Origin of the sequence: Paraburkholderia caffeinitolerans (assembly GCF_902859945.1) — a bacterium.
GTDB lineage: Bacteria > Pseudomonadota > Gammaproteobacteria > Burkholderiales > Burkholderiaceae > Paraburkholderia > Paraburkholderia caffeinitolerans.
In genome coordinates, this window is record NZ_CADIKL010000006.1 from 155033 (window position 1) to 175672 (window position 20640).

General features: G+C 63.4%; 17 protein-coding genes and 1 pseudogene. 12 read left to right on the forward strand and 6 right to left on the reverse strand.

Features of this window, described 5'->3' with window-relative positions; genetic code table 11:
* Nucleotides 1-5 precede the first annotated feature (5 nt).
* Nucleotides 6-980 (forward strand): PDR/VanB family oxidoreductase, encoded by a 975-nt coding sequence (locus HV773_RS08125; protein ID WP_175194634.1) that lies wholly within the window; start codon nt 6-8, stop codon nt 978-980.
* Nucleotides 981-1024: 44 nt separating this feature from the next.
* The gene (locus tag HV773_RS08130; RefSeq protein WP_175194819.1) at nt 1025-1891 is read left to right on the forward strand and encodes a transporter substrate-binding domain-containing protein; all 867 of its coding nucleotides are present in this window, start codon (nt 1025-1027) and stop codon (nt 1889-1891) included.
* Between the two features lie 253 nt (nt 1892-2144).
* Here the strand turns inward: HV773_RS08130 and HV773_RS08135 are convergent, their stop codons facing one another.
* The 3 genes from HV773_RS08135 to HV773_RS08145 form a co-directional block, all read right to left on the reverse strand.
* Nucleotides 2145-3713, reverse strand: coding sequence for an HAL/PAL/TAL family ammonia-lyase (locus HV773_RS08135; RefSeq protein WP_175194636.1), 1569 nt, complete (start codon nt 3711-3713; stop codon nt 2145-2147).
* A 187-nt stretch (nt 3714-3900) separates the two neighbouring features.
* Nucleotides 3901-4830, reverse strand: a complete 930-nt coding sequence (locus HV773_RS08140; RefSeq protein WP_175194638.1) for a LysR substrate-binding domain-containing protein — start codon at nt 4828-4830, stop codon at nt 3901-3903.
* A 218-nt stretch (nt 4831-5048) separates the two neighbouring features.
* Nucleotides 5049-5972 carry a LysR family transcriptional regulator gene (locus tag HV773_RS08145; RefSeq protein WP_175194639.1) on the reverse strand — a complete coding sequence of 308 codons (924 nt, stop codon included), beginning with the start codon at nt 5970-5972 and terminating at the stop codon, nt 5049-5051.
* A 102-nt stretch (nt 5973-6074) separates the two neighbouring features.
* Here HV773_RS08145 and HV773_RS08150 point away from each other — a divergent pair, with 102 nt between their 5' ends.
* The 10 genes and pseudogenes from HV773_RS08150 to HV773_RS08190 all read left to right on the forward strand — a co-directional run bounded on the left by HV773_RS08150 (nt 6075) and on the right by HV773_RS08190 (nt 16149).
* Nucleotides 6075-7517: an aldehyde dehydrogenase family protein gene (locus HV773_RS08150; RefSeq protein WP_175194641.1), complete on the forward strand. Its 1443-nt coding sequence runs from the start codon at nt 6075-6077 to the stop codon at nt 7515-7517.
* A gap of 22 nt (nt 7518-7539) precedes the next feature.
* Nucleotides 7540-8547 carry a dipeptidase gene (locus HV773_RS08155; protein WP_246282242.1) on the forward strand — a complete coding sequence of 336 codons (1008 nt, stop codon included), beginning with the start codon at nt 7540-7542 and terminating at the stop codon, nt 8545-8547.
* 20 nt (nt 8548-8567) lie between these two features.
* A complete protein-coding gene (locus tag HV773_RS08160; protein ID WP_175194643.1) occupies nt 8568-10127 on the forward strand; it encodes a BCCT family transporter in 1560 nt (519 codons plus the stop codon).
* The gene (locus HV773_RS08165; RefSeq protein ID WP_175194645.1) at nt 10127-11887 is read left to right on the forward strand and encodes a hypothetical protein; all 1761 of its coding nucleotides are present in this window, start codon (nt 10127-10129) and stop codon (nt 11885-11887) included. Before HV773_RS08160 ends, HV773_RS08165 begins: the two co-directional genes overlap by 1 nt.
* Nucleotides 11888-11895: 8 nt before the next feature.
* Complete coding sequence (locus tag HV773_RS08170) at nt 11896-12615, forward strand: DUF3726 domain-containing protein (protein ID WP_175194647.1); 720 nt, start codon at nt 11896-11898, stop codon at nt 12613-12615.
* Nucleotides 12616-12625: 10 nt separating this feature from the next.
* Nucleotides 12626-13036, forward strand: coding sequence for a RidA family protein (locus tag HV773_RS08175; RefSeq protein WP_175194822.1), 411 nt, complete (start codon nt 12626-12628; stop codon nt 13034-13036).
* Nucleotides 13021-13143 (forward strand): annotated as a pseudogene (locus HV773_RS37360) (3-keto-5-aminohexanoate cleavage protein); the annotation flags it as partial. The gene HV773_RS08175 and the pseudogene HV773_RS37360, both read left to right, overlap by 16 nt.
* A gap of 139 nt (nt 13144-13282) precedes the next feature.
* The gene (locus HV773_RS08180; protein WP_175194649.1) at nt 13283-13600 is read left to right on the forward strand and encodes a hypothetical protein; all 318 of its coding nucleotides are present in this window, start codon (nt 13283-13285) and stop codon (nt 13598-13600) included.
* 223 nt (nt 13601-13823) lie between these two features.
* Nucleotides 13824-14978: a leucine-rich repeat domain-containing protein gene (locus tag HV773_RS08185; protein WP_246282244.1), complete on the forward strand. Its 1155-nt coding sequence runs from the start codon at nt 13824-13826 to the stop codon at nt 14976-14978.
* 178 nt (nt 14979-15156) lie between these two features.
* Nucleotides 15157-16149, forward strand: a complete 993-nt coding sequence (locus HV773_RS08190) for a D-alanyl-D-alanine carboxypeptidase family protein (RefSeq protein WP_175194652.1) — start codon at nt 15157-15159, stop codon at nt 16147-16149.
* Between the two features lie 53 nt (nt 16150-16202).
* Here HV773_RS08190 and HV773_RS08195 read toward each other — a convergent pair whose 3' ends face one another.
* The 3 genes from HV773_RS08195 to HV773_RS08205 form a co-directional block, all read right to left on the reverse strand.
* The gene (locus HV773_RS08195) at nt 16203-17132 is read right to left on the reverse strand and encodes a pseudouridine-5'-phosphate glycosidase (protein ID WP_175194655.1); all 930 of its coding nucleotides are present in this window, start codon (nt 17130-17132) and stop codon (nt 16203-16205) included.
* Nucleotides 17133-17200: 68 nt separating this feature from the next.
* A complete protein-coding gene (locus HV773_RS08200; protein ID WP_175194657.1) occupies nt 17201-19057 on the reverse strand; it encodes a serine hydrolase domain-containing protein in 1857 nt (618 codons plus the stop codon).
* Complete coding sequence (locus tag HV773_RS08205; RefSeq protein ID WP_175194659.1) at nt 19054-20610, reverse strand: alpha/beta fold hydrolase; 1557 nt, start codon at nt 20608-20610, stop codon at nt 19054-19056. The genes HV773_RS08200 and HV773_RS08205 overlap by 4 nt, the downstream gene beginning before the upstream one ends.
* Nucleotides 20611-20640: the final 30 nt, after the last annotated feature.

The following is a 20640-nucleotide window of genomic DNA, read 5'->3' on the forward strand; positions in this document are numbered from 1 at the left end:
AGGTCATGAACGCTTTGATCGAGACGATCGAGGTCGTTGTCGGTGAGGCCGAGGGCGGAACGGATGACACGCGCGTATTGAAGCTGGCCCGACCGGACGGCGAGCCGCTGCCGGCTTATCGGCCAGGCGCGCATGTCGACGTCTATCTTCCGAACGGGCTCGTGCGTCAATATTCGCTTTGCGGCCCAAACGCGCAGGCGCCCGATTACCGGATTGCCGTCAAGCGGGCGAGTGAGTCGAGAGGTGGCTCCGAGTGGCTTTGCGGCCAGGCAGGAAACGGCACCCCGTTGCGGATCGGCATGCCAAGACACGCCTTCAGTGTGAACGAGGCGGCCAGGCATCACATCCTGGTGGCCGGAGGAATCGGTGTCACGCCAATTCTCTCGATGGCTTACGCATTGCAAGCGTCGGGAGAGTCGTACCAGTTCGAATATTTCGTCCGCAGCGACGCCGATACGGTCTTTCGGGATGAAATCATGGCCTCGCCGCTGGCCGGGCAAACACGAATTCATCCCGCTCTCGCTCCGCAGGCAGTGCGCGAGCGCATCGCGGAGTTGCTGGCTGCTGCGAAAGCGCAGTCGCACCTGTACGTGTGCGGTCCCGAGGCGCTGATGCAGACGACCGCCGAGCTGGCTCGCGGCGTACTCGGTGATGCGAACGTTCACATGGAAGCCTTTGCGCCGTCGGCGCTCCCCGCAACCGGCGAGCGCGGATTTGCCGTCATGCTGGACACGAGCGGCAAGACGGTCGAAGTTCCGCCGGGCAAGTCGGTGTTGGCGTGTCTTCGCGAAGCCGGGCATGAGATCGAGTCTTCGTGCGAGGTCGGAGTGTGCGGGACCTGCATGATGCGCGTGATTAAAGGGGAGCCAGACCATCGGGACAGTTATTTGACGGATGATGAGCGCGTGGCGGGAGCGCACTTTATACCCTGCGTGTCGCGTTCGAAGTCGCCAGTGCTTGTGCTTGCTTGCGAACCTTGACAACGGACGTACTGGAATTCAAATTCAACAGTGACGGAGGAGATATGAATAGGATTACAAGTCAACGGAGTCTTGTGAAGGCGGTGGCAGGTGCGATTGCTTTCGCGGCCATTGCGGCAATCACACCGGCGCAGGCAACGCAGGGCAAGACGGTGAGTATTGCCCTCGAGGGCAGTTACGAGCCCTGGAACCTGACACGGCCCGACGGCAGGCTCGATGGCTTCGAACCGGAATTGGCCCAGAATCTTTGCTTGCGAATGCATGTGCAGTGCAAGCTCGTTGCTCAGGATTGGGACGGCTTGATTCCCGGCCTGAATGCAGGCAAGTTCGACGTGATCATGGACGCCCTGTCCATCAGCGAGGACCGCAAGAAGGCCATCGCCTTTTCGGCGCCGTACGCAAATACACCGGCGGTATTCGTTTCGGCATGCCCGGGCGTGCTTTCGAAGAGTCCATCCAACGGGGCACTGCTGAAGTTGACAGGAATTCCAGCGCAGGACAAGCCAACGGTCGCGCTGCTGCGCAATAGCCTTAAAGGCAAAACGATCGGCATTGTTACGGGATCGGTCTACAGCAACTTCATCAACCAGAATTTCAAGGACATTGCGACCGTTCGGGAATACAAGAGCGCACCGGATCACGATATCGACTTGACTTCGGGACGTATCGATGTCGCGTTCGATGACGCGGCCTACTATGCTTCGGCATTGTCGAAGCCGGGCAACACTTCGCTTTGTCTGACCGGTCCCAAGATCGGCGGCGCGATCTGGGGCGATGGCGAAGCGCTCGGTCTGCGCAAGAGCGATGCCGATCTGAAGACGATGTTCGATCGAGCCATTGCCGACGCGCTTGCCGATGGAACGGTCAAGCGCTTGAGCGAAAAATGGTTCAAGACAGACGTTACGCCTTGATGGTCCTTTTCGCGCAATCGCGACCCGAAGCGCGAATCGTTGTCGCATGAGCTTGAGTATTGAGTAGTCTCCGATTTGCCGTCGTGCCGATAAGGACGACGGCTTTTTTTTTGCGTGTCTAGTCGGATTGATCGTGCAGGGAGGTCAATGACAAGCAGAAGGTGAGGGAGATAGCGACCTGTAATGCACTACGGACGCTATTCCCGCACCTTCGGGGTTTCGTTATTGCCGTGAGGCTGTCATTGCGGGCTGCTTATGCATGGAGCGTGCCCACAACGCTTTCGGCAACGCTTGTGAGATCGCCTTCGGCCACGAGCCGATGAATGGCGACCATGTCGGGATAGAAGTAGCGATCGTCCTCGACCTTTGCTGCCACCTGCCTGATGCGCGCATAGACAGCCGCAGTGGCGGGCGAGGCGTCGGCGGGATCGAAGAATTCCAGTGCTTGAGCCGCAGTCATCAATTCGATTGCGAGCACATGCTGGAGCTTCTGCGAGACCGCATAGGCCTTGCGTGCGGCGAGATAGGCGAAGCTCACCGGATCTTCCTGGTTGCCGCTCGTGGAGACGCTGTCGAGCGTCGCGGGATGGGAGAGGGCGCGCATTTCGCCCAGCAAGCCGGCCGCCGTGTACTGCGTGATCATGTAGCCGCTATTGAGGCCAGGGCGCGCGACGAGGAAGGCCGGCAACTCGCTGAAGTGCGGGTTGACCATGCGATCGGTTCGGCGTTCGGAGATCTTCGCAAGGTTGGTCATGGCGATGCAGAGCAGGTCGCTCGCAATGCCCACGAACGTGCCGTCGAAGTTCGCCCCCGAGATCGCGAGACCCTCTCCGTCGCCCGGGTGAATCACGGGATTGTCGCCGGACGAGCGCGTCTCGTTGAGAATCGATGTGCGCGCGTCATCTATCGCGCGTTTCGACGCGCCGTGCACCTGTGCCATCGCACGCAGGCTGTAAGTGTCTTGCAACCGGTAGTCGACAAAACGCTCGGCCAGCGCGCTGCCGGTAAGCAGGCGCCGCAGGTTGTCCGCCGCGTTGGCTTGATCCGGGTGCTTCTTGATTGCGTGGTAACGCTGATCCAGCGAGCGAGTCGTGCCTTTGAGCGGCTGCAGGGACATCGCGGCAGCAATGTCCGCGACCCTGGAGGCTTCTAATGCGTTGTGGAGCGCGAGCATCGCTATTGCGGTAACCGATGTGGTTCCGTTGACCAGCGCGAGTCCCTCCTTGCAACGCAGTGTGTGGGGCTTGAGCCCCGCGCCCTGCAACGCGTGCAATCCGCTCACGCGTTCGCCGCGCCAGGTGGCCTCGCCTTCGCCGATCAGCACGAGCGCCATATGCGCCTCTGGGCCGAGATAGCCTACTGAGCCGTCTCCCGGCGCGAACGGCGTAATGTCGTTGTTCAGAAGGTCGGCAACGAGTTGCAGCAACTCGAGGGTGACGCCGGAATAGCCCTTGCCCAGGCTAATGAGGATCATCAACTGGTTCGCGCGGACCACTTCGCGCGGCAGCGGCTCTCCAACGGAAACGGCGTGAGAGCGGACGATGTTGCACTGGAGCTGCTCCGCTTCTTCGGGGCGCACGACGCGAGTCGAGTTGTCGCCGAATCCCGTTGTCACGCCATAGACGAGTCGATTCTCTTGAAGAAAGCGCTCGACGAGTGCGCGAGAGCTGCATACACGTTCGCAATACGCGGGAGAAAGATGCACACGCGCACCGTACTTTGCGACAGCGATGAATTGATCAAGTGAAATATCGTCGTCGCCGAGCAGCACTTCTGCGATTTCCTGCGCGCGAACGCGAAATTCTGTACGAGGTGTGTTCATGTCGTTGCATCGATCCTGTAGAAAAGTGGGTGGTGAGCGCCAAGCGTCAAATCCTGCAAAGACGCGCAATGCAGGCGCACGGAAACCACGTTCGAGAATAGGAGGACGCAATGAGGCCGACAAACCATTTAATTTGTCGACCGTTTATAGATTATCTAAAACGAGGATGAAAAACGGTGTCAGGCAATCAGCCGAACATCGAATCGATGTCGCGATTCGTCTGCTCCGCCTCGGCAATCAGCCAGTCGATGAATTGCCGGGCGCCGGGTGTATCGAGCGAGCCGGGTTGCCATACCAGATAGTACGGGCGTGGCATGGTCAGCGAGATTTTGAATGGCGCGATGAGCCGGCCATTATTGAGGTCGTCAATCGCAAACAATCCCTGCCCGAGTGAAATACCCCTGCCGCGGACCGCCGCGTCAATCGCCATCGAGGAAAGAGAGTAGGTGAGCGGCGCGAGCGTATCGGGTACCGGGACGCCGGCGGCATTGAGCCAGTTGGCCCAGGTTGGCGGCGAGAGATCGGCCCAGCCCCATTCGACGTGAACGAGCGGATAGTGCAACAAATCCGCAGGCTGCTTGAGCGGCAGGTCCGGCGTTGGTAGCGATGGGGCGCTCACGGGCGCAACGCGATCGGTAAACAGCAGCCGATGAGGGGTGTCGTCGGTGGGCGGCGTGCCATACGCCAGGCGGATATCCGCGCGGTTTTCGCCACGCTTGGGCTCGCGGTCGATCGCCTCGACGTGGATGCGAATATCGGGCGACAGCGCGTGCCATTTGTCCAGCCGTGCGGCGATCCAGTGCGTTGCCACCGACGGAAACGTACTGAGTGTCAAATGCGGGCCGTGACGCGCCCCAACCAGCGCGGCGTGGGCGTTATGAAAACACTCGAAGCCCTGCGCGATATGTTGATGGTAGAGCTGGCCAAGTTCCGTGGGACGCAATCCCGTGCTCTCGCGAACAAAGAGCGCCACGCCCAGCGCATCTTCGAGCAGCCGGATCTGCTGGCTGACCGCCCCAGGCGTTACATGCAGCGCTTCGGCGGCGGCGACCACATTGCCGTTGCGAACCACGGCGTCGAATGCTTGCAACGCGCGTAACGGGGGCAGGCGACTCATTTCGTTTTCCGTAGGGTTCCGTATGGGGTGGGTATCGTCGGACCGGCGTGAAGACTGCGATTTTCCGTGGTTTCCGTGCGGGTTGTCTAGCGTTGCCGGCCATTCGCGACGAGGGTTTTCAGTAGTTCCAGAGCGATGCGTTTTGTTGTTGGCCTACTTTCGTCGAATGAATACAACTTAAGAGCGCGCACCAGGCGCGTTCTTTCGCACAACTAGTCTCAGTCTGCAGACGGTCGTCGCACATGCGTCGCCGGCAGCGACACATCGTCGAGCGCCTCGCAAAAGCTCTCGCGCAACGCATGCGCGGCTGGGCTCAGCGAGCGGCCGGTCAGTTCGACGAAGCCCACCGCGCGCTCGATGCGCGGTGCGTCGAGCGGAACGAAACGCAGTGTCTCGCGATGGCGCTGCTGCGCGAGATAGGGCAGCACGGTGAGGCCCACGCCGCCTTCGACAGCCGAAAGCAGTGTCGTTGTGTTGGCGATGAAGATGTCGTCCTGGCCGCCCGCAGCGCGCCGCACCGGCTCGGGTAACGCGCGCAGCGTGCCGTTGCCAATCAGCCGGTAGCCCGATAAATCCTTCCATTCCACGCGGCGTTGCCTGAAGAGCGCATGACCCGCATTCACGACCACACACATCACGTCGGCGAGCAGCGGCGTAAAGCTTAGCTCGGAGTCGTCCTTGGGCTCGCCGGCGATGCCGAAGTCGATCGCGCCCGAGCGCACCCGGTCATGGATATAGGCGGCCGTGCCGTCTTCCACATGCAGATGGATGCCCGGATGCCGGGGCGAGAACCGGCTGATCGCGCGCGGCAGTATCTCGTGCGCGATCGACGGCACCGCAGCCACGCGCACGCGTCCGCCACGCACCTGGGCCACGTCGATCGCCGAGGCTATGGCGCGTTCGTAATGCTCGACGAGCTTGCGCGCTTCGCCATAGAGCATCGCGCCGAACGGCGTGGGCGACGCGTGGCTGCCTTTCTCGAACAGCGCCGAGCCCAGCGCGCCCTCGAGCTCCTTGATCGATAGCGATAGCGCCGGCTGGCTGCGAAACACGGCCTTCGCGGCGGCCTTGAAGCCGCCGTGCTCGATGACAGCTACGAAATGGCGTAACTGCGCAATCTTCACGTCGGGGAGCCGATCCATAGATTTATAAGAACAATAAATATTTCAATCAGAAAAATTGGTTTTGGTTATTTTAGCGTGGTTTCTAGAATCGCTCTCACGTCAATCGCGTTGAGATCGAAGATGAATCCTCAGACCTTTTTGAACTGGATCGACGGCCAATGGCTGGCCGGCGAGACCTTCATTGAAAACCGCAGCCCGTCCGATACCGACGACCTGATCGGCCAATACGCCCAGGCCACCGGCGACCAGGTGCAGCAAGCCATCGAAGCCGCGCGCCGCGCGCAACCGCAGTGGGCCGCCACGGGGCTCGAAAAGCGCCACGACGCGCTGCGTGCGATTGGCGACGAGTTGATCGCACGCAGCGAAGAGCTTGGCCGACAACTTGCGCGCGAGGAGGGCAAGACGCGTGCGGAAGGCGTGGGCGAGGTCGCGCGCGCAGGCCAGTTCTTCCATTACTTTGCGGCCGAAGTGCTGCGGCAGCACGGCAGCAACGCCGATTCGGTGCGACCGGGCATCGAGATCGATGTCCGGCGCGAGCCGCTCGGTGTGGTCGGCATCATCACACCGTGGAACTTTCCGATGGCGACCGCGAGCTGGAAGATCGCGCCAGCGCTCGCATTCGGCAACGCCGTGCTGTTCAAGCCGGCCAACCTCACGCCGGCCAGCGCCTGGGCGCTCGCGGAAATCATCAGCCGGCAGGCGCTGCCCCCCGGCACGTTCAACCTGCTGATGGGGCCCGGCGAGGCAGTCGGCAACCGGCTCGCGAGCTCGCCGCGCGTTGATGGCATCTCGTTCACCGGCTCGCTGGAAACCGGCCGCCGCCTTGCCGCAGTGGCCGCGCCGAATCTCATCAAGTTGCAGATGGAGATGGGCAGCAAGAACGCGCTCGTCGTCCTCGATGACGCCGATCTCGATCTCGCGGTCGAGTGCGCGTTTCAAGGGGCGTATTCGGGCACTGGGCAGAAGTGCACCGCCTCGTCGCGGCTCGTCGTGACGCCGGGCATTCACGCGGCGTTCGTCGAGCGGCTGGCCGAGCGGCTCGCCAACGTGCGGGTGGGCCGCGCGCTCGACGAAGGCGTGCAGATGGGCCCCGTGATCGATGGGCGCCAGCTCGAAGCGAATCTGCGTTACGTCGCGCTCGGACAGCGCGAGGGCGCGCGGCTCGTGTGCGGCGGCGAGGCGCTCGCGCGTCCCGAGCGCGCCTGGTGCATGTCGCCCGCGCTATTCGACGATGGTCGCAACGACATGCAGATCAATCGCGACGAGATGTTCGGCCCGATTGCCTGTGTGATCCCCGTGCGCGACTACGACGAGGCGCTGGCTGTGGCGAACGACACGGCGTTCGGCCTCACGGCCGGCATCGTGACGCAATCGCTGCGCCACGCGACGCATTTCCGCCGCCATGCCCAAGCCGGCTGCGTGATGGTCAACCTGCCGACCGCCGGCACCGATTATCACGTGCCGTTCGGGGGGCGTAAGGCGTCGAGCTACGGCCCGCGCGAGCAGGGCCCGAATGCGTCCGAGTTCTATACCACGCTCAAGACCGCCTACACGCGCGCATAGCACAAGCCGGGAAACGACCGATATGAAACTGCATGACTCGCTCGTCGTCATCGACGGCACGCAATACTCGAACTGGGACCGCGGCATCTTCGAACAGATGCGCGATGGCGGCGTCGCGGCCGTCAACGCGACCATCGTTTACTGGGAGAACGCGCGCGAGACGCTCACGCGCATCGCCGAATGGAACGCGCGCTTCGAGCGTCACGCCGATCTCGTCGTCCCCGCCCGCACGATGGACGACGTGCTGACGGCGAAACAGGCCGGCAAGGTCGCGATTTTATTTGGACTGCAGAACTGTTCGCCGATCGAGGACGACATCGGCCTCGTCGAGGTGTTTCGCGATCTCGGCGTGCGCACGATGCAGCTCACCTACAACAATCAGAGCCTGCTGGCCACGGGCTGCTACGAGTCAGCCGATGGCGGCGTGACGCGATTCGGCCGCGCGGTAATCGAGGAAATGAACCGCGTCGGCATGGTCATCGACATGTCGCACAGCGCCGAGCGCTCGACGCTTGAAGCGATTGCGTTGTCGTCGCGGCCCATCGTGATCAGCCACGCGAATCCGTCGTTCTTTCACGAGGCGAAGCGCAACAAGTCGGACGCGGTGCTGCGCGCGCTCGGCGAGCGCGGCGGCCTGGTCGGCTTCAGCCTCTATCCGTTTCATCTGAAGAACGGCAGCCGCTGCACGCCCGGCGAGTTCACCGACATGGTCGCGCGCACCGTGGACCTCATCGGCATCGACCACGTGGGCATCGGCAGCGACCTGTGCCAGGGGCAACCGTATCGCGTGCTCGAGTGGATGCGCAATGGCCGCTGGAGCAAGCAGACCGATTACGGCGAAGGCAGTGCCGATAACGCGGCATGGCCCGAGCCCGTGAGCTGGTTCGGCTCGAACGCCGACTTTCCGAACCTCACGGCGGCACTCGTACACGCGGGCTTTACCGATGCGGAGGTCGCTCAAATCATGGGTGGCAACTGGATGCGGGTCCTGCGCGATGCCGAGCAGCGCCGCCAGGGTACCCGAGACTAATATTCATATCTGGAGGAGACATGGAAATACCGACATCGGCGGACCTCGCGGCCGCGCCGCCGCAGGCGGCCATTCGAAAGGGCCGCATCGACTGGCCTATCTTCACGATCAGCGGTGGCTTCTTCGCGTTGTTTCTCGCCGCCGCGCTTGTCAACCTGCCGTGGCTCTCGGCGGCGGTCGACACCGCCTTCGGCTGGGCAACGCGCGGCTTCGGGCTGTATTGGCAGTTGCTCATGCTCGCGACCTTCGTGGTGAGTCTCGGCATCGCGTTCTCGAAGCTGGGCCGCGTGAAGCTGGGTGGCCGCGGCGCGGTGCCGTCGAATTCGACCTTCAACTGGGTCGTGATCATCATGTGCGCGCTGCTGGCCGGAGGCGGCGCGTTCTGGGCCGCCGCCGAGCCGCTCATGCATTTCATGAGCCCACCGCCGTTCTTCGGCGCGGCGCCGCGCAGCGAGGCGGCGGCGGTCGCGGCGCTTGCGCAATCTTTCCTGCACTGGGGCTTTCTGGCGTGGGCCGTGCTCGGCAGCCTGCTGACCATCGTGTTCATGCACCTGCATTTCGATAAGGGCCTGCCGCTTGCGCCGCGCACGCTGCTGTATCCGCTGTTCGGCCAGCGTGCGCTCCGGGGCCCGATCGCGGCGCTGGCCGACGCGACCTCGATCATCGCCGTCGCAGCGGGCACCATCGGCCCGATTGGCTTCCTCGGCCTGCAGATCGCCTATGTGCTGCAGTCGGTCTGGCACGTGCCCGATACCATCGCGACCCAGGCGCTCGTCATTCTCGCGGTGACCGCCATCTTCACGACGGCCTGCATCGCGGGGCTCGAAGGCTTGCGTTTCGTCTGCAAAATCCACGTCTGGCTGATGCTGGGCCTCGCCGCGTATCTCTATGTCTGTGGGCCCACGAGCTTCCTGAGCAGCGTTTTCTTCAAGGCGTTCGCGACGCACCTCGTGGACTTCGTGCAGACCGCGATGTATCGCGGGGACGGCAAATGGCTCAACGCGTGGACACTGTTCTACTGGGGCTGGTTCATCGGCTATGCGCCCATCATGGCGATCTATGTCGCGAAGGTATCGCGCGGCCGCACGATTCGCGAGCTTGTGGTGCTGCTCTCGATCGCGGCGCCGCTAATCACGATGTTGTGGTTCACGCTCGTGGGCGGCGCGGGCATCGGCATTGAACTGGCCTCGCCGGGCCAGGTGATTTCGCACGGCACGCTGCCCGAGGCGCTGCTGCTCGGCGTCGCCCAGGCCATGCCGCTGCGCAACCTGATCTCGGCGCTGTTCCTGTTCCTCAGTTTCTTTTCGGTGGTGACGAACGGCGGCTCGATGGCCTACACGATCGCGATGGCAATGACCGGAGATCGTGGCGGCGAACCCCGCGCGTGGCTCAAGATCTTCTGGGCCGTCGGCATGGGGCTCGTGGGCGCGGTGCTGATCACGATGGGAGCGGGCGGCATAAGCGCGCTGCAGTCTTTTATCGTCATCACGGCGGTGCCGGTTTCGATTCTGATCCTGCCTTCGCTGTGGGATGCCGTGCGGATCGCGCGCACGATGGCCGTTGAGCAGGGAGTGAAGTAATGACCATTGCAGCATTGGACAGAGACGACGCATCGTTGTGCGAGCCGCGCTCGCATGATGTGGAAGAAGTCCGCGAGATGCGCGGCCCCGACGTCACGAATCGCACCGAGCGGCTCGGCGCCATGCACGGCACGCGGCTCAGTTTCGTGCGCTCGCTCGTGCGCCGCATGGCGCGCGACAACTGGCGAATCCGCGTCGCGCAGATGGATCTCGACGACAACGGCTATGGCACGTGCGTCTATACGATCGAAGCCTATGGCGAGCGTTACAGCCAGGTGATCTTTTCGCAGCACCTGGACGCTACCGAGCGCACCGACCGCGTGATCGCGCAGAAGTGGGACATCACGTCCGCACTCGTGTGCGGCGTGCCTGAAGCAACGGACCTCGCACAATTGCGAACCAACGTGCCGATGCAAGAGGCGGGCCGGCAGCGCGCGCATGATCTCGTGCTGTGCCGGGCGAACAAGAGCGTGCGCAACTTCGACTATGTCGTGAATTGCCTCGCCGAAGGGCGGCAGCCGGACCCGGCCGTGTTCGAGCGCGTCGGCTACCTGATCCGCACGACGGCCGTGTACGGCAATGGAAAATTTGGCATTGCTGATTACACGCGGCTCGTAGATAGCCAGGCGTTCCGCTCGGGTTTTTCGGCGCAGATGTGTGCGGTATTCGTTTTGCGCGATTTCAGCGTACGTCTTGTCGAGCATATGGCGGCGCGGCGCAATCCGCGTGCAGCGGTCAAGCTGGCGCGCAGCTACCGGCGATATCTTGGCGTTGGCAACGCAACCGGGCTCGGCATGGCTCCGTTCCTCGTGCGCCACCCGGCCCAACTCGACCAGTGGATACGCTCACGCGAGACCGCGCTCGCGCGCGTGCTGGTGGTCGAGTCTGTCGATGCGGCCACGCTCGCCCGTGCGCGCACGCTGCTCGCACGCGCCGCGCGCCATATCGCGCAGGTCCATACGGACCATCCGCGCGAGGCCGCGCGCAACGCGCAACTGCTTGTCGAGCTGCCGCGTCTCGAGCGCGCGTTGCAGCACGAAGCCGGGCAGCCGCAGCCATTGCGCTGGAGCGCACTGCTTGCATGGGCCACCGCGCAACTCTCGTGCGCCGCGCAGGAGGTGCTCGTGGCCGTGCTGCTCGAACTGTACCCGGAGCGCGTCGATTCGATCGACTGCGGCGCACCGGTCGACGATACGCTGCGGCTCGATCCCGACATGCGCGTGAGCGCGCTGCGCTCGCTCGTGGCGCACGACTACCGCTGGGCGCTCACGCAGCCCGAGGCGCAGCGCGTCGATACGCACTTCTTCTGGTACCGCTCCGCCGAGAAGGAGGAGCCGCGTATGGGTATCCGCGCGCAAGAGCCGGGCGCCGAGCGCGAGTTGCCGCTCGATATCGCGCGTCAGGTCGTGCGTCTCTATGCACGGCTCCAGGAGGCGAAAGACGATATGGGCGTTGCCGCGTTCGTGGCCGAGCACCCCGAGTTTCGCGCGATCGTGCGCCGCGTGCAGTCGCTCGCGGGGCGCCCTTACGGCGAGATTCGCGAGAACCTGCTCGCAAAGGACATGCTGCCCATCGACCTGATGCGCGCGAAGCTCGCCATGTTCGGCGCGAGCAAGTTCGATCCGAAATCGAACCTGTGGGTGCGCGTCACGCTGTTCCAGGGGGCGCCGACGCTGGACGATCTCGCGCCCGACATGATCGATGACGGGCTGTTTCCGTGCGTGCCGGACGGTCATGAAAGAGGGGGGGCACAAGCATGAAGATGGCGATGAACGAACTGGTCTCGCTGTGCCGCGCCGCGCTGGAGGGCAGCGGCTGGACGCAGGGGGATTACGAGGATGCGGCCGACGCGGCCGTCTGGTTGCAGGCGCTCGGGCTCGACGGCTTGGGCGCGCTGGATGGCATGCTTGGCGCCGAGCCCGGCGAGCGGGTGGTTGTCGAAGGCGCTGCGGCTGGCGCAAGTCGTGTCCAACGCTGTACGGGGCTCGCGGGCTGCGCGCTCGCGTTCGAGCTTGCATGGGCAGAAGCGACGCGCGACGGTATTGGCATCGTGCGCGTTTCGCACGCGCTCGCGCCGCGCCTGGCGCTCTACGGCCTGAAGACGATGAGCGCGTGCGGGCGGTACTTCGATCTCGCGTGGAGCGATGCCGAAGGGCGTCATTATGCGAGCACCACCGGACAAACAGCCTGGCCGGCCTATCTGGGCTGCGACTCTGGGGCAGCCCAGGCTGCGGGGGATGCGCACGAGCTGATTGTGCGCTGCCACGCGAATGCCGCACTGCACGTCCCGATCGAGATTGCACCGACGCTTGAGGGCGCCGCCGATCCTTCGGAACTCGAAGCACGTTACTACGAGACGATCTGGCGCGGCCTCGACGTGGAAGCGTCGCAAACGGCGCGTCTGGCCGAGTGGAAGGGGCGTGTACTGGTCGCAGCGACCCAATCATCACGCGAGCATGGTGCGGGAGGGGCCGATGACGGATTTTGAGCAAGACACGATGGCGCGATGCCCGGTCGAGGCCGTCCGCACCGGCCTGCCACAAAGCCGCACCCCGCTGTTCGAATGGGCGGTGACTGCGAATGGCATGCTGTACACGGCGCAAATTCCCGTCGGCGACGACGGGGCTGTCGTGAGCGGCGGTATCGAAGCCCAGGCGCAGCAGGTGTTCACGAACCTGCGCCAGACGCTCGCGGCGGCTGGCACATCGGTGGGCGATGTCGCGCAGGTGCTGATCTACGTGACGGATCGCGCGTGGCTGCCGGCCGTCAACGCGGTCTGGTTGCGCCATTTCGCGGCGCCATTTCCGAATCGTGCGTCCTTTGTCGTTGCCGGGCTCGCACGTGAGGAGATGCTGGTCGAGATCGTTGCTTATGCATGCATGCCCCCTCGCGGGGTGCCAGCCCCCTGACGCTTGAGGAGCGCTTGGCTTACGCGCGCGTCGCGAAGCCCGAAAAGTGCTCGTTGAACATGGGCTCGATGAACTTTTCCCTGCCGTCATCGAGGCCTCTGGCGGCCTGACGCTGTAACCTTACCAGGAGCATCGTTTGTGTTGGGGCTGTGGTGGCCTCCATGATCCTCGCACAGGGCGAGGCGGCGTCATGACGCCGGCGTTACACTGGGATGATTGTTCGGATCGCGGCGACAGGAGGAAACCATGGCTGACGTTGGACCGGAAAGCACATTCAGGGGATTGCCTCTGACTCCTGAGCAGGATGCGGAAGTGAGGCACTACATCAAGGTGAAAACGCAGCATCACCTTCCGTGGGACACACCCGAGTTGCGTGCGATGATCAGGGAGATGATCCGGCCCCCTGAGATTGTCGACGAGGATTCGGAACTCGACGCAGACGACGCGCGGGCGACCGCCGAGCGCGCAAGGTCTTCCATTGACGAGGCAATGGAGCCGTTTGATGCGAGCGAGGACTGGCACGCGGCCGTTGACGCGGAAAACATGAAGCACCCCAGGGGGTGAACCGGTGGCCGGCACATGTGATCGTTGCGGCAGAATAGCGGAGGCTCGGCGCAACCCGTGAGTCATTGCGCTCGTGTATGAATGAGGCGATCCACTACAAACGGAGACCACTGTGGCGAATTTCCCGCCCTCCAACCAAGAACCCGCTGCGCAAGGCGCACGCACAACGGTCTCGCGTCGTGCGAGGTTTTGGGTCATCTGCGGAGCCATTGGACTTTTGCTCGTGACACTGTTGGTGGTGTTCAGCCCTTTTCGGGAAAAGCTGGATGAACGGGCCCTGAGCGACCTGGGATTTTTCACGGGCGCGTGCAATGACGCTGGCGATTCGGCGCTGACCCGCGAGTCCGGATGCCTGGCATTGCGGGCCAAATCGACATTGACGACGTCTCAGCTCGCCGCTGCGGTTCCGCACTTAGCCAAGTTTCACGGCAAACTCGAGTTGAGTCTGGCGGACACCACGATCGACAACGTCGACTCGCTGAAAGACCTCGATGATCTGGAGTCGCTCGACCTCACGGGCACGCCGGTCTGGAACATCGATGCGCTAAAGGACATGCGCTCCCTGAAACGACTCGTGATACACCGCACCCAGGTCCAGAACATCGATGCGGTTAAAGAACTGACGAGTCTGCAATCGCTCAATCTCTGGGATACCCGCGTGTCGAATCTCGACGCGCTGGAGGACTTGACTGACCTGCGGCAACTCGATCTCCGCGATACGCAGGTTCGGGACCTCGATACGCTGGCGAAGCTGCCTCACCTGGAAGCGCTCAAGCTGGGTGGCGCGCGGAACGTCAGGAATATCGAGCCGCTCGGTGGGCTGACCACGTTGAAAATACTCGATCTCAACGAGACACAAATCGAGCGCCTCGATCCCCTGAAGAATCTGCGCGATCTGCAGGCGCTCTATCTCGCGAATACGCCAGTGCGCGACATCGATGTGCTGGCGGGCATGCCTGACCTGAAGACGCTCGTGCTCGACGGCTCCAAGGTCGAGAATATCGACGCGTTGCGGGGATTGTCCCAGTTGGACACACTCGTTCTTGCCCGCACGCCAGTCACGAACATCGATGCGCTGAAGGGCGTGACGAGCCTGCAACGACTCAATCTCTCCGACACCAGCGTCGAAAACATCGATGCACTGAGTAATCTCAAGGGCCTTCGAACGCTCAATCTGTTTCGCACCGAGGTTCAGGACATCGATGCGCTGAAGGGGCTGAAGGGTCTGCGAGAGCTTTATCTCGCCAACGCGCCGGTCAAGGACGTCGACGTGCTGAAAGGCCTGACCGGGCTGCGGGAACTCGTCCTCTATGGCACCAAGGTCACCAACGTCGATGACCTCAAAACGGCGTTACCCAACACCCGCATTGTTTGGTGACCACCCGGCGCAATCGATGGCCGATCGATGGCCGATCGATGGCCGACTACCAGGCACCCAAATTCTGTCTTCTTTCCCACACTCATTCCGGCAATCAGCCACTACAGTTTAATTGTCGGGAATCGTCCTGCACGTTGGACCCGCCATCGCCTGATTGCCGTCCCAGGGTGTGAATGCCATGAAGCCGTTCCTTGGCGCGCTAGTGCTCGCGTCTGCGCCTTTCGTCGCGTGGGCACAAACGCCTTTCCTCTATTCGCATAGCGCGATTGTCTACGACGTCGGGAGCGGCAAGGTCCTGCTGGAAAAGAACGCCGACGACGCCCAGCCGATCGCCTCGCTCACCAAGCTGATGACCGCAATGGTGGTGTTGGACAGCGCCCAGCCGCTGGGAGACGAGGTGAGCGTCGACGATGACGACATCGACCGGCTCAAGCATTCCGGGTCGCGCCTTCCGACGGGCGTGTCGCTGGAGCGTGGCGAGATGCTGCGGCTGGCGCTCATGGCGTCCGAGAACCGCGCGGCGTCTGCGCTGTCGCGTGCGTTTCCGGGCGGCCGGCCAGCGTTCATCCGGAGGATGAACGAAAAGGCGCGCGCGCTGCATATGGCCAATACGCACTTCGACGATCCAAGCGGTCTCTCGCCGGGCAATCTCTCGACGGCACGCGATGTCGTGAAGATGGCGACCGCTGCGTCGCTCTATCCATTGATCAGCGAATACACGACGCTTCCCCGTTACGAAGAGCAAATCGGCACGAGGACGCGGTTCTATCACAACACCGACCCGATCGTCCGCTCAGCCGATTGGGACGTGCTGGTCGCCAAGACCGGCTATATCCGCGAGTCGGGACGCTGCATCGTGGTCGATGCCAACATGCCGGGCGGCCAGGTGATGATCGCTTTGCTCGGCTCGCAAACATCGTGGGGGCGGTCAGCGGACCTTGTCACGATACGCCGGTGGCTGAACGGCGACGCAACGCCGGTCGTCGCGCCACACTGGTACGCAGACGCGCGGCCGCATCATCGCCATTTGATGCTCGCGCGTTCGCATCGCGTCAACGCGCGGTTCGCATCGTACCGGAGCGCTTCAGCGTCTGGCGCGCACTGGCAGACCATCCGGCACCACGCCGGCAAGCGCGAACACCGCACGTTCGTTGCCGCTTCGGCTTCATGATGCTTCGCGCGCGGGGGCGTGATGAGTGTGGCGGCGAACGAGACAAAGGATCGTCATCCTGACCTTGCCAACGCGAGCGCCAGCCTCGCCCCGACCTCGGCATTGTGTTTCACGAGCGCGATGTTTGTCGCGAGGCTGCGGCCACCTGTTAGCGCCTTGATGCGTGCGAGGAGGAAGGGGGTCACGGCCTTGCCGGTGATGCCTTGCGCCCTGGCGTCGGCTAGCGCCTGCCGAGTCAGGGTCTCGATCTCTTCGCACGGCATCGCCGCGGCTTGCGGCACCGGCGTGCTCAACACCACCCCGCCCACCAGGCCCAGGTCCCACTTGGTGCGGATGAAGCGTGCCTGGTCCGCTGGGTCGTCCAGCCTGAAATCCGCGCGATAGCCGCTGTCCCGCGTATAAAACGCAGCGAAATTCTCCTGCTCGCAACTGAGCACCGGCACGCCGTGCGTTTCCAGATACTCCAATGTGAGCCCGATATCCAGAATGGATTTCACGCCGGCACAGACCACGGCCACCGATGTCCTGGCCAACTCCTGAAGATCCGCGGAGATGTCAAAGGTTTCCGGCGCGCCTCGATGCACGCCTCCCATGCCTCCGGTGACGAACACCTCAATACCGGCCAGGGCGGCGCATATCATCGTGCCAGCCACCGTCGTGGCGCCGAGTTCGCCGCTGGCGAGCACCGCCGGCAGATCGCGACGGCTGACTTTGTGTACCTGCGCAGCGCTGCCGAGGAGTTCCAGGTCATCGTCGGAAAGACCGATGCGAATTTTCCCGCCGATGCATGCAATCGTCGCGGGTTCGGCGCCCAGGTCGCGCACCAACGCTTCCACTTCGCGCGCGGTGCGGACGTTTTCGGGGTACGGCATGCCGTGTGCGATGATGGTCGACTCCAGCGCCACTAGCGGGCGACCTGCGGCCTTTGCGGCGGCGACTGCGGGACTGAGCGTCAACCAGGAGTGTGCGAGGTTTGCGGCCATGTTCTTGGGTCTTTGGGTATCTTGAACCTGAGTATGCAGCATAGGCCTGCGTCGCGACGCATCCCCATTCAGACTCGGCGGAACACCATGGTTCCAATGTGCAGTTGTTCCTCTGCTCCTTCCATGACCATGTTCAGTTCAACCAGGTCACGCCCTGCCACAGCGGGAATCTTCACGGTCATGCCAGCCTGGTTGTCGTCGATCACGCGTAAGAGCTGTGCGTTGTTCCAGAGCACGTAACCGGGCCGCTCGGCCAACTGGCCGATCACGCCGGTTCGCGGTGCGAGCTTGCCTTCAAACGATTCGGGGTCGTCGTTGATGTCAAGCCAATGGCTGCCCAGCCGGTTCTGCCAGGCGCTCGGCAACGGTGCCGGCGCGTCCGGCAGCCATTGGCCCGCAGGTACATCCGTCCAGTACAAGCTGTTGGCCGACAGCACGCGCTGGATCAGGTAGAAATGACCCGACATCTCTTTGAATGCATAGCATTTGTTGACCGTTGCGTCGGCCCACCACCGGCCGTCGGTGCGCAGACGCAGCCCCGCCGCCAGGACATTCCAGCCCGTGGCACTCCAGGTGTTCAGCGTCAGCGAGCCATCGCCAGCCTGTAGCAGCTGGACCGGCCGGTTGTAGTTGGCATAGATGCCGGTCAGAGGCGAGACATCCGGTGCGGACGATGCAAGGGGCGGTACTACGGGAACGACGGCCGAGGGCAGGGCGGAGATCACGCCGTGCTCCTGGGCAGTGCGAAGCAATGCGCCTTCCGCCAGGGACAGCCCGTCATAGTCGCTGCTGGCGCCGGTGATCACCAGGGCCAGGCGTGCCCCGGGAACGACGATGAATTCGGTATGGAAAAAGTCGGTAGCGCCAGTCTTGTGCCAGGCCAGCAATCCGCCCGCTGCCATGCCCGCCTGGACCACGTTATCCCAGCCCAGTCCAAAGCGCAGGGGTGAATTCCCGAGGTCGATGCGCGTATAGGCGCTCTGCTCGACGGCCATGTCCTGCACTGCGCCCGCGGACACGATGCGCTGGCCTTCGAACACGCCGCCGTCCATAAAGAGGCGCGCTATTTTCATCATGTCGGTTGGCGTGCTGATGATCCCCCCCGTGGCGTAGGCCGCCACAAACTCTTGCGGCTGGGTCTTGCCCTGGTAGCGCGGATGCACGAACGTGCCTTCGGCGGCTGGCGCCAGCGTGAAGCCGGTCAGCGTCATGCCCAAGGGATCGAGCAATTCGTGCTGGATGAAATCGGTATAGCTCTGGCCGGTGAGTGCCGGCACCACCAGATCCAACAGCGTGAAGCCATCGTTGCAGTAGACCGAGAGTTCGCCGGGATCGTGTTTCAGGCGCGATAGCGACAGCTCCTTCAGTGTGTCCTGCGCATAGCCGGGGATGGGCGCGAAGTTGAAGACGTTGCGATAGTTGGTGCCGGGAAAGCCCGGGCTATGGTTGACCAGTTGACGGACCGTGACCTGGGTGTACGCCGGCGAAAGCATGCTGAAGGACGGCAGCAACTGGACCACCGGCTGGTCGAGAGACAACGCCCCCCGGTCACGCAGAATCATCACGGCGAGCGTTGCAAAGAGCTTGGCGATCGAGCCGAGGTTGAAGCGTGTGTCGACGGTGACGGGCAGTTGGGTGTCGGGGTTGGCGTAGCCAAAAGCTTCGCGCCAGACGATGTCTTTATCCGCGAATATCGCCACGGACACGGCGGTCATGTCGGCATCGCTTCCGTCAAGCGCCTGGAGAACGCCCTGACGGAGCCACTGCACGGATGCGGGATCGGTGGGCGTGTTGGCGCCGCCGCTGGAACCGCCGCAGGCCTGCAGCAGCGGGGTGGCCAGCGCTGCCAGGCCCAGGCCGAGGAAGGCTCGGCGCGGATGGCTGGAGAGCAGGGGGGGCTTGGCGGGTGTACGGGCAGAGGTCATGGTGGCGTGGGGGCAGAGAAGGTCAGCGTGATCTGCGCAGCGCAGGATGCGTCAACCGGCTGGGCAGGGTGGTCCAGAAAGTCGGCCATGATGGACGGCGCGCAGGTGGACTTTCCGAGTACCGAGTGTCCGGTGAATGGAAATATCACGGTCTGGGCGTTCTTGAGGTAGGGGGTGACCAGGTCCACCCACGCGGGCGCGGTGGCGGCATCGAATGCGCCTTCGAGGATCAGCACCGGCACATCGCTCACGACCGGGGCGCTGACCGAGGGAGGGGCCACGCCGACGTTCCAGATCGGGCAGTCGGTGAAGAGTCGGCCCTGCTTGGGCTGAATCCGGAGCACGCGATCGGGAAAACCGGGTAGTGCGGCCTTGGCCGTCGCCAGTGCGGCGGCCTCGGTGGTGCGGTCGGCGTTCTCCGCGCAGAACACGCCCATCGCCAAACCCACGCCGGCGAGACCGATGAATGCCTCCGGACCCCGCGCCGCGAGGTAGGCGGAGGCGACGCCTTGTGCGTTCCCTTGTGCCATCTCGGCAATCAGCTTCGGAATGTTGGAAGCATCGCCATGTTCGCTTTGCGTGATCAGGGTGTAGACGAAGGCAAAGCCGTCGATGTTCACCGTTACCGGCGGGCCGGACGCCTGCGTGACCCGCCAGATCACGGGGGTTTGTTCGAGATGGTTCACCGTGGCCGTGAAGGTTTCCGGCAGGTTCGGGTAATGCGCCGCACAGGAGGGCTGGGCGGCGCATGCGGCGAAGATGGCCTTGAATGAACTGGCTGGCGCTTGCCACCACGTCTCGGCGATATTGTTCGAGGGCGGCGATACCGAATCGAGCACCACGCTGCGGATGCCCTGCGGGTGATTGCGCAGCAGGGTCAACGCCAGGTTCGAGCCGTACGACACGCCGTAGACGTTCCAGCTCTGGATGCCCAGCGCCACCCGCAATGCAGCGATGTCGGCGGCATTCTGAGTGCTGTTGTACGCGGCAAGGTCAACTCCCGTGGCTGCCAACGGGTCGTGGCATGCCTTGATTGCTGCCGCATCTTCGGCGGTGGTCGAATCGGCCGTGAAGGGAACGCTGAGCGCGTCGTACAGGAAATGCTCCCACCCTGGACAGCCCAGGCGCGGCGTCGCGCGGTGCGTGCCGCGTTGGTCAACGAAGATGACATCGCGGTCGGCATTGATGCCGTGCCTGATCATGGATGCAATCTCGAATGATCCGGCGCCCCCAGGGCCACCCGATAGATACACGATCGGGTCGGGTCTGGGCGTCGCCGAAACGGCGCGAGCTCGCATGACAAAAATCTGAATCCGGCGCCCGTCGGGCTTGGCGTGATCCTCGGGCACGTCGAGGGTGCCGCACTGAACGCCGGCTGGAAAGTCCAGTTCAGGGAAGCCCGCGATGTTCGGCTGGGGGCACTCAACGGTATGGAAGCGCGCCCCGTCGGGCAGACTGGCCGCGTTTTCGGCGGAACACGCGGCCATCAGGGCAAGCCAGGCGAGCACCCATCCCCAACAAGCGTGACGGCAGGAGCGGTGATGGTGGTCCATGGCGTGGCGTGAAGCACCGCTCCCTGAGGT

What these genes read in the sequence shown, in the direction of transcription:
- HV773_RS08125 (WP_175194634.1), top strand. Translation starts at nt 6, where the DNA reads ATGAACGCTTTGATCGAGACGATCGAGGTCGTTGTCGGTGAGGCCGAG.
- HV773_RS08130 (WP_175194819.1), top strand. Translation starts at nt 1,025, where the DNA reads ATGAATAGGATTACAAGTCAACGGAGTCTTGTGAAGGCGGTGGCAGGT.
- HV773_RS08135 (WP_175194636.1), bottom strand. Translation starts at nt 3,713, where the DNA reads ATGAACACACCTCGTACAGAATTTCGCGTTCGCGCGCAGGAAATCGCA.
- HV773_RS08140 (WP_175194638.1), bottom strand. Translation starts at nt 4,830, where the DNA reads ATGAGTCGCCTGCCCCCGTTACGCGCGTTGCAAGCATTCGACGCCGTG.
- HV773_RS08145 (WP_175194639.1), bottom strand. Translation starts at nt 5,972, where the DNA reads ATGGATCGGCTCCCCGACGTGAAGATTGCGCAGTTACGCCATTTCGTA.
- HV773_RS08150 (WP_175194641.1), top strand. Translation starts at nt 6,075, where the DNA reads ATGAATCCTCAGACCTTTTTGAACTGGATCGACGGCCAATGGCTGGCC.
- HV773_RS08155 (WP_246282242.1), top strand. Translation starts at nt 7,540, where the DNA reads ATGAAACTGCATGACTCGCTCGTCGTCATCGACGGCACGCAATACTCG.
- HV773_RS08160 (WP_175194643.1), top strand. Translation starts at nt 8,568, where the DNA reads ATGGAAATACCGACATCGGCGGACCTCGCGGCCGCGCCGCCGCAGGCG.
- HV773_RS08165 (WP_175194645.1), top strand. Translation starts at nt 10,127, where the DNA reads ATGACCATTGCAGCATTGGACAGAGACGACGCATCGTTGTGCGAGCCG.
- HV773_RS08170 (WP_175194647.1), top strand. Translation starts at nt 11,896, where the DNA reads ATGAACGAACTGGTCTCGCTGTGCCGCGCCGCGCTGGAGGGCAGCGGC.
- HV773_RS08175 (WP_175194822.1), top strand. Translation starts at nt 12,626, where the DNA reads ATGGCGCGATGCCCGGTCGAGGCCGTCCGCACCGGCCTGCCACAAAGC.
- HV773_RS08180 (WP_175194649.1), top strand. Translation starts at nt 13,283, where the DNA reads ATGGCTGACGTTGGACCGGAAAGCACATTCAGGGGATTGCCTCTGACT.
- HV773_RS08190 (WP_175194652.1), top strand. Translation starts at nt 15,157, where the DNA reads ATGAAGCCGTTCCTTGGCGCGCTAGTGCTCGCGTCTGCGCCTTTCGTC.
- HV773_RS08195 (WP_175194655.1), bottom strand. Translation starts at nt 17,132, where the DNA reads ATGGCCGCAAACCTCGCACACTCCTGGTTGACGCTCAGTCCCGCAGTC.
- HV773_RS08200 (WP_175194657.1), bottom strand. Translation starts at nt 19,057, where the DNA reads ATGACCTCTGCCCGTACACCCGCCAAGCCCCCCCTGCTCTCCAGCCAT.
- HV773_RS08205 (WP_175194659.1), bottom strand. Translation starts at nt 20,610, where the DNA reads ATGGACCACCATCACCGCTCCTGCCGTCACGCTTGTTGGGGATGGGTG.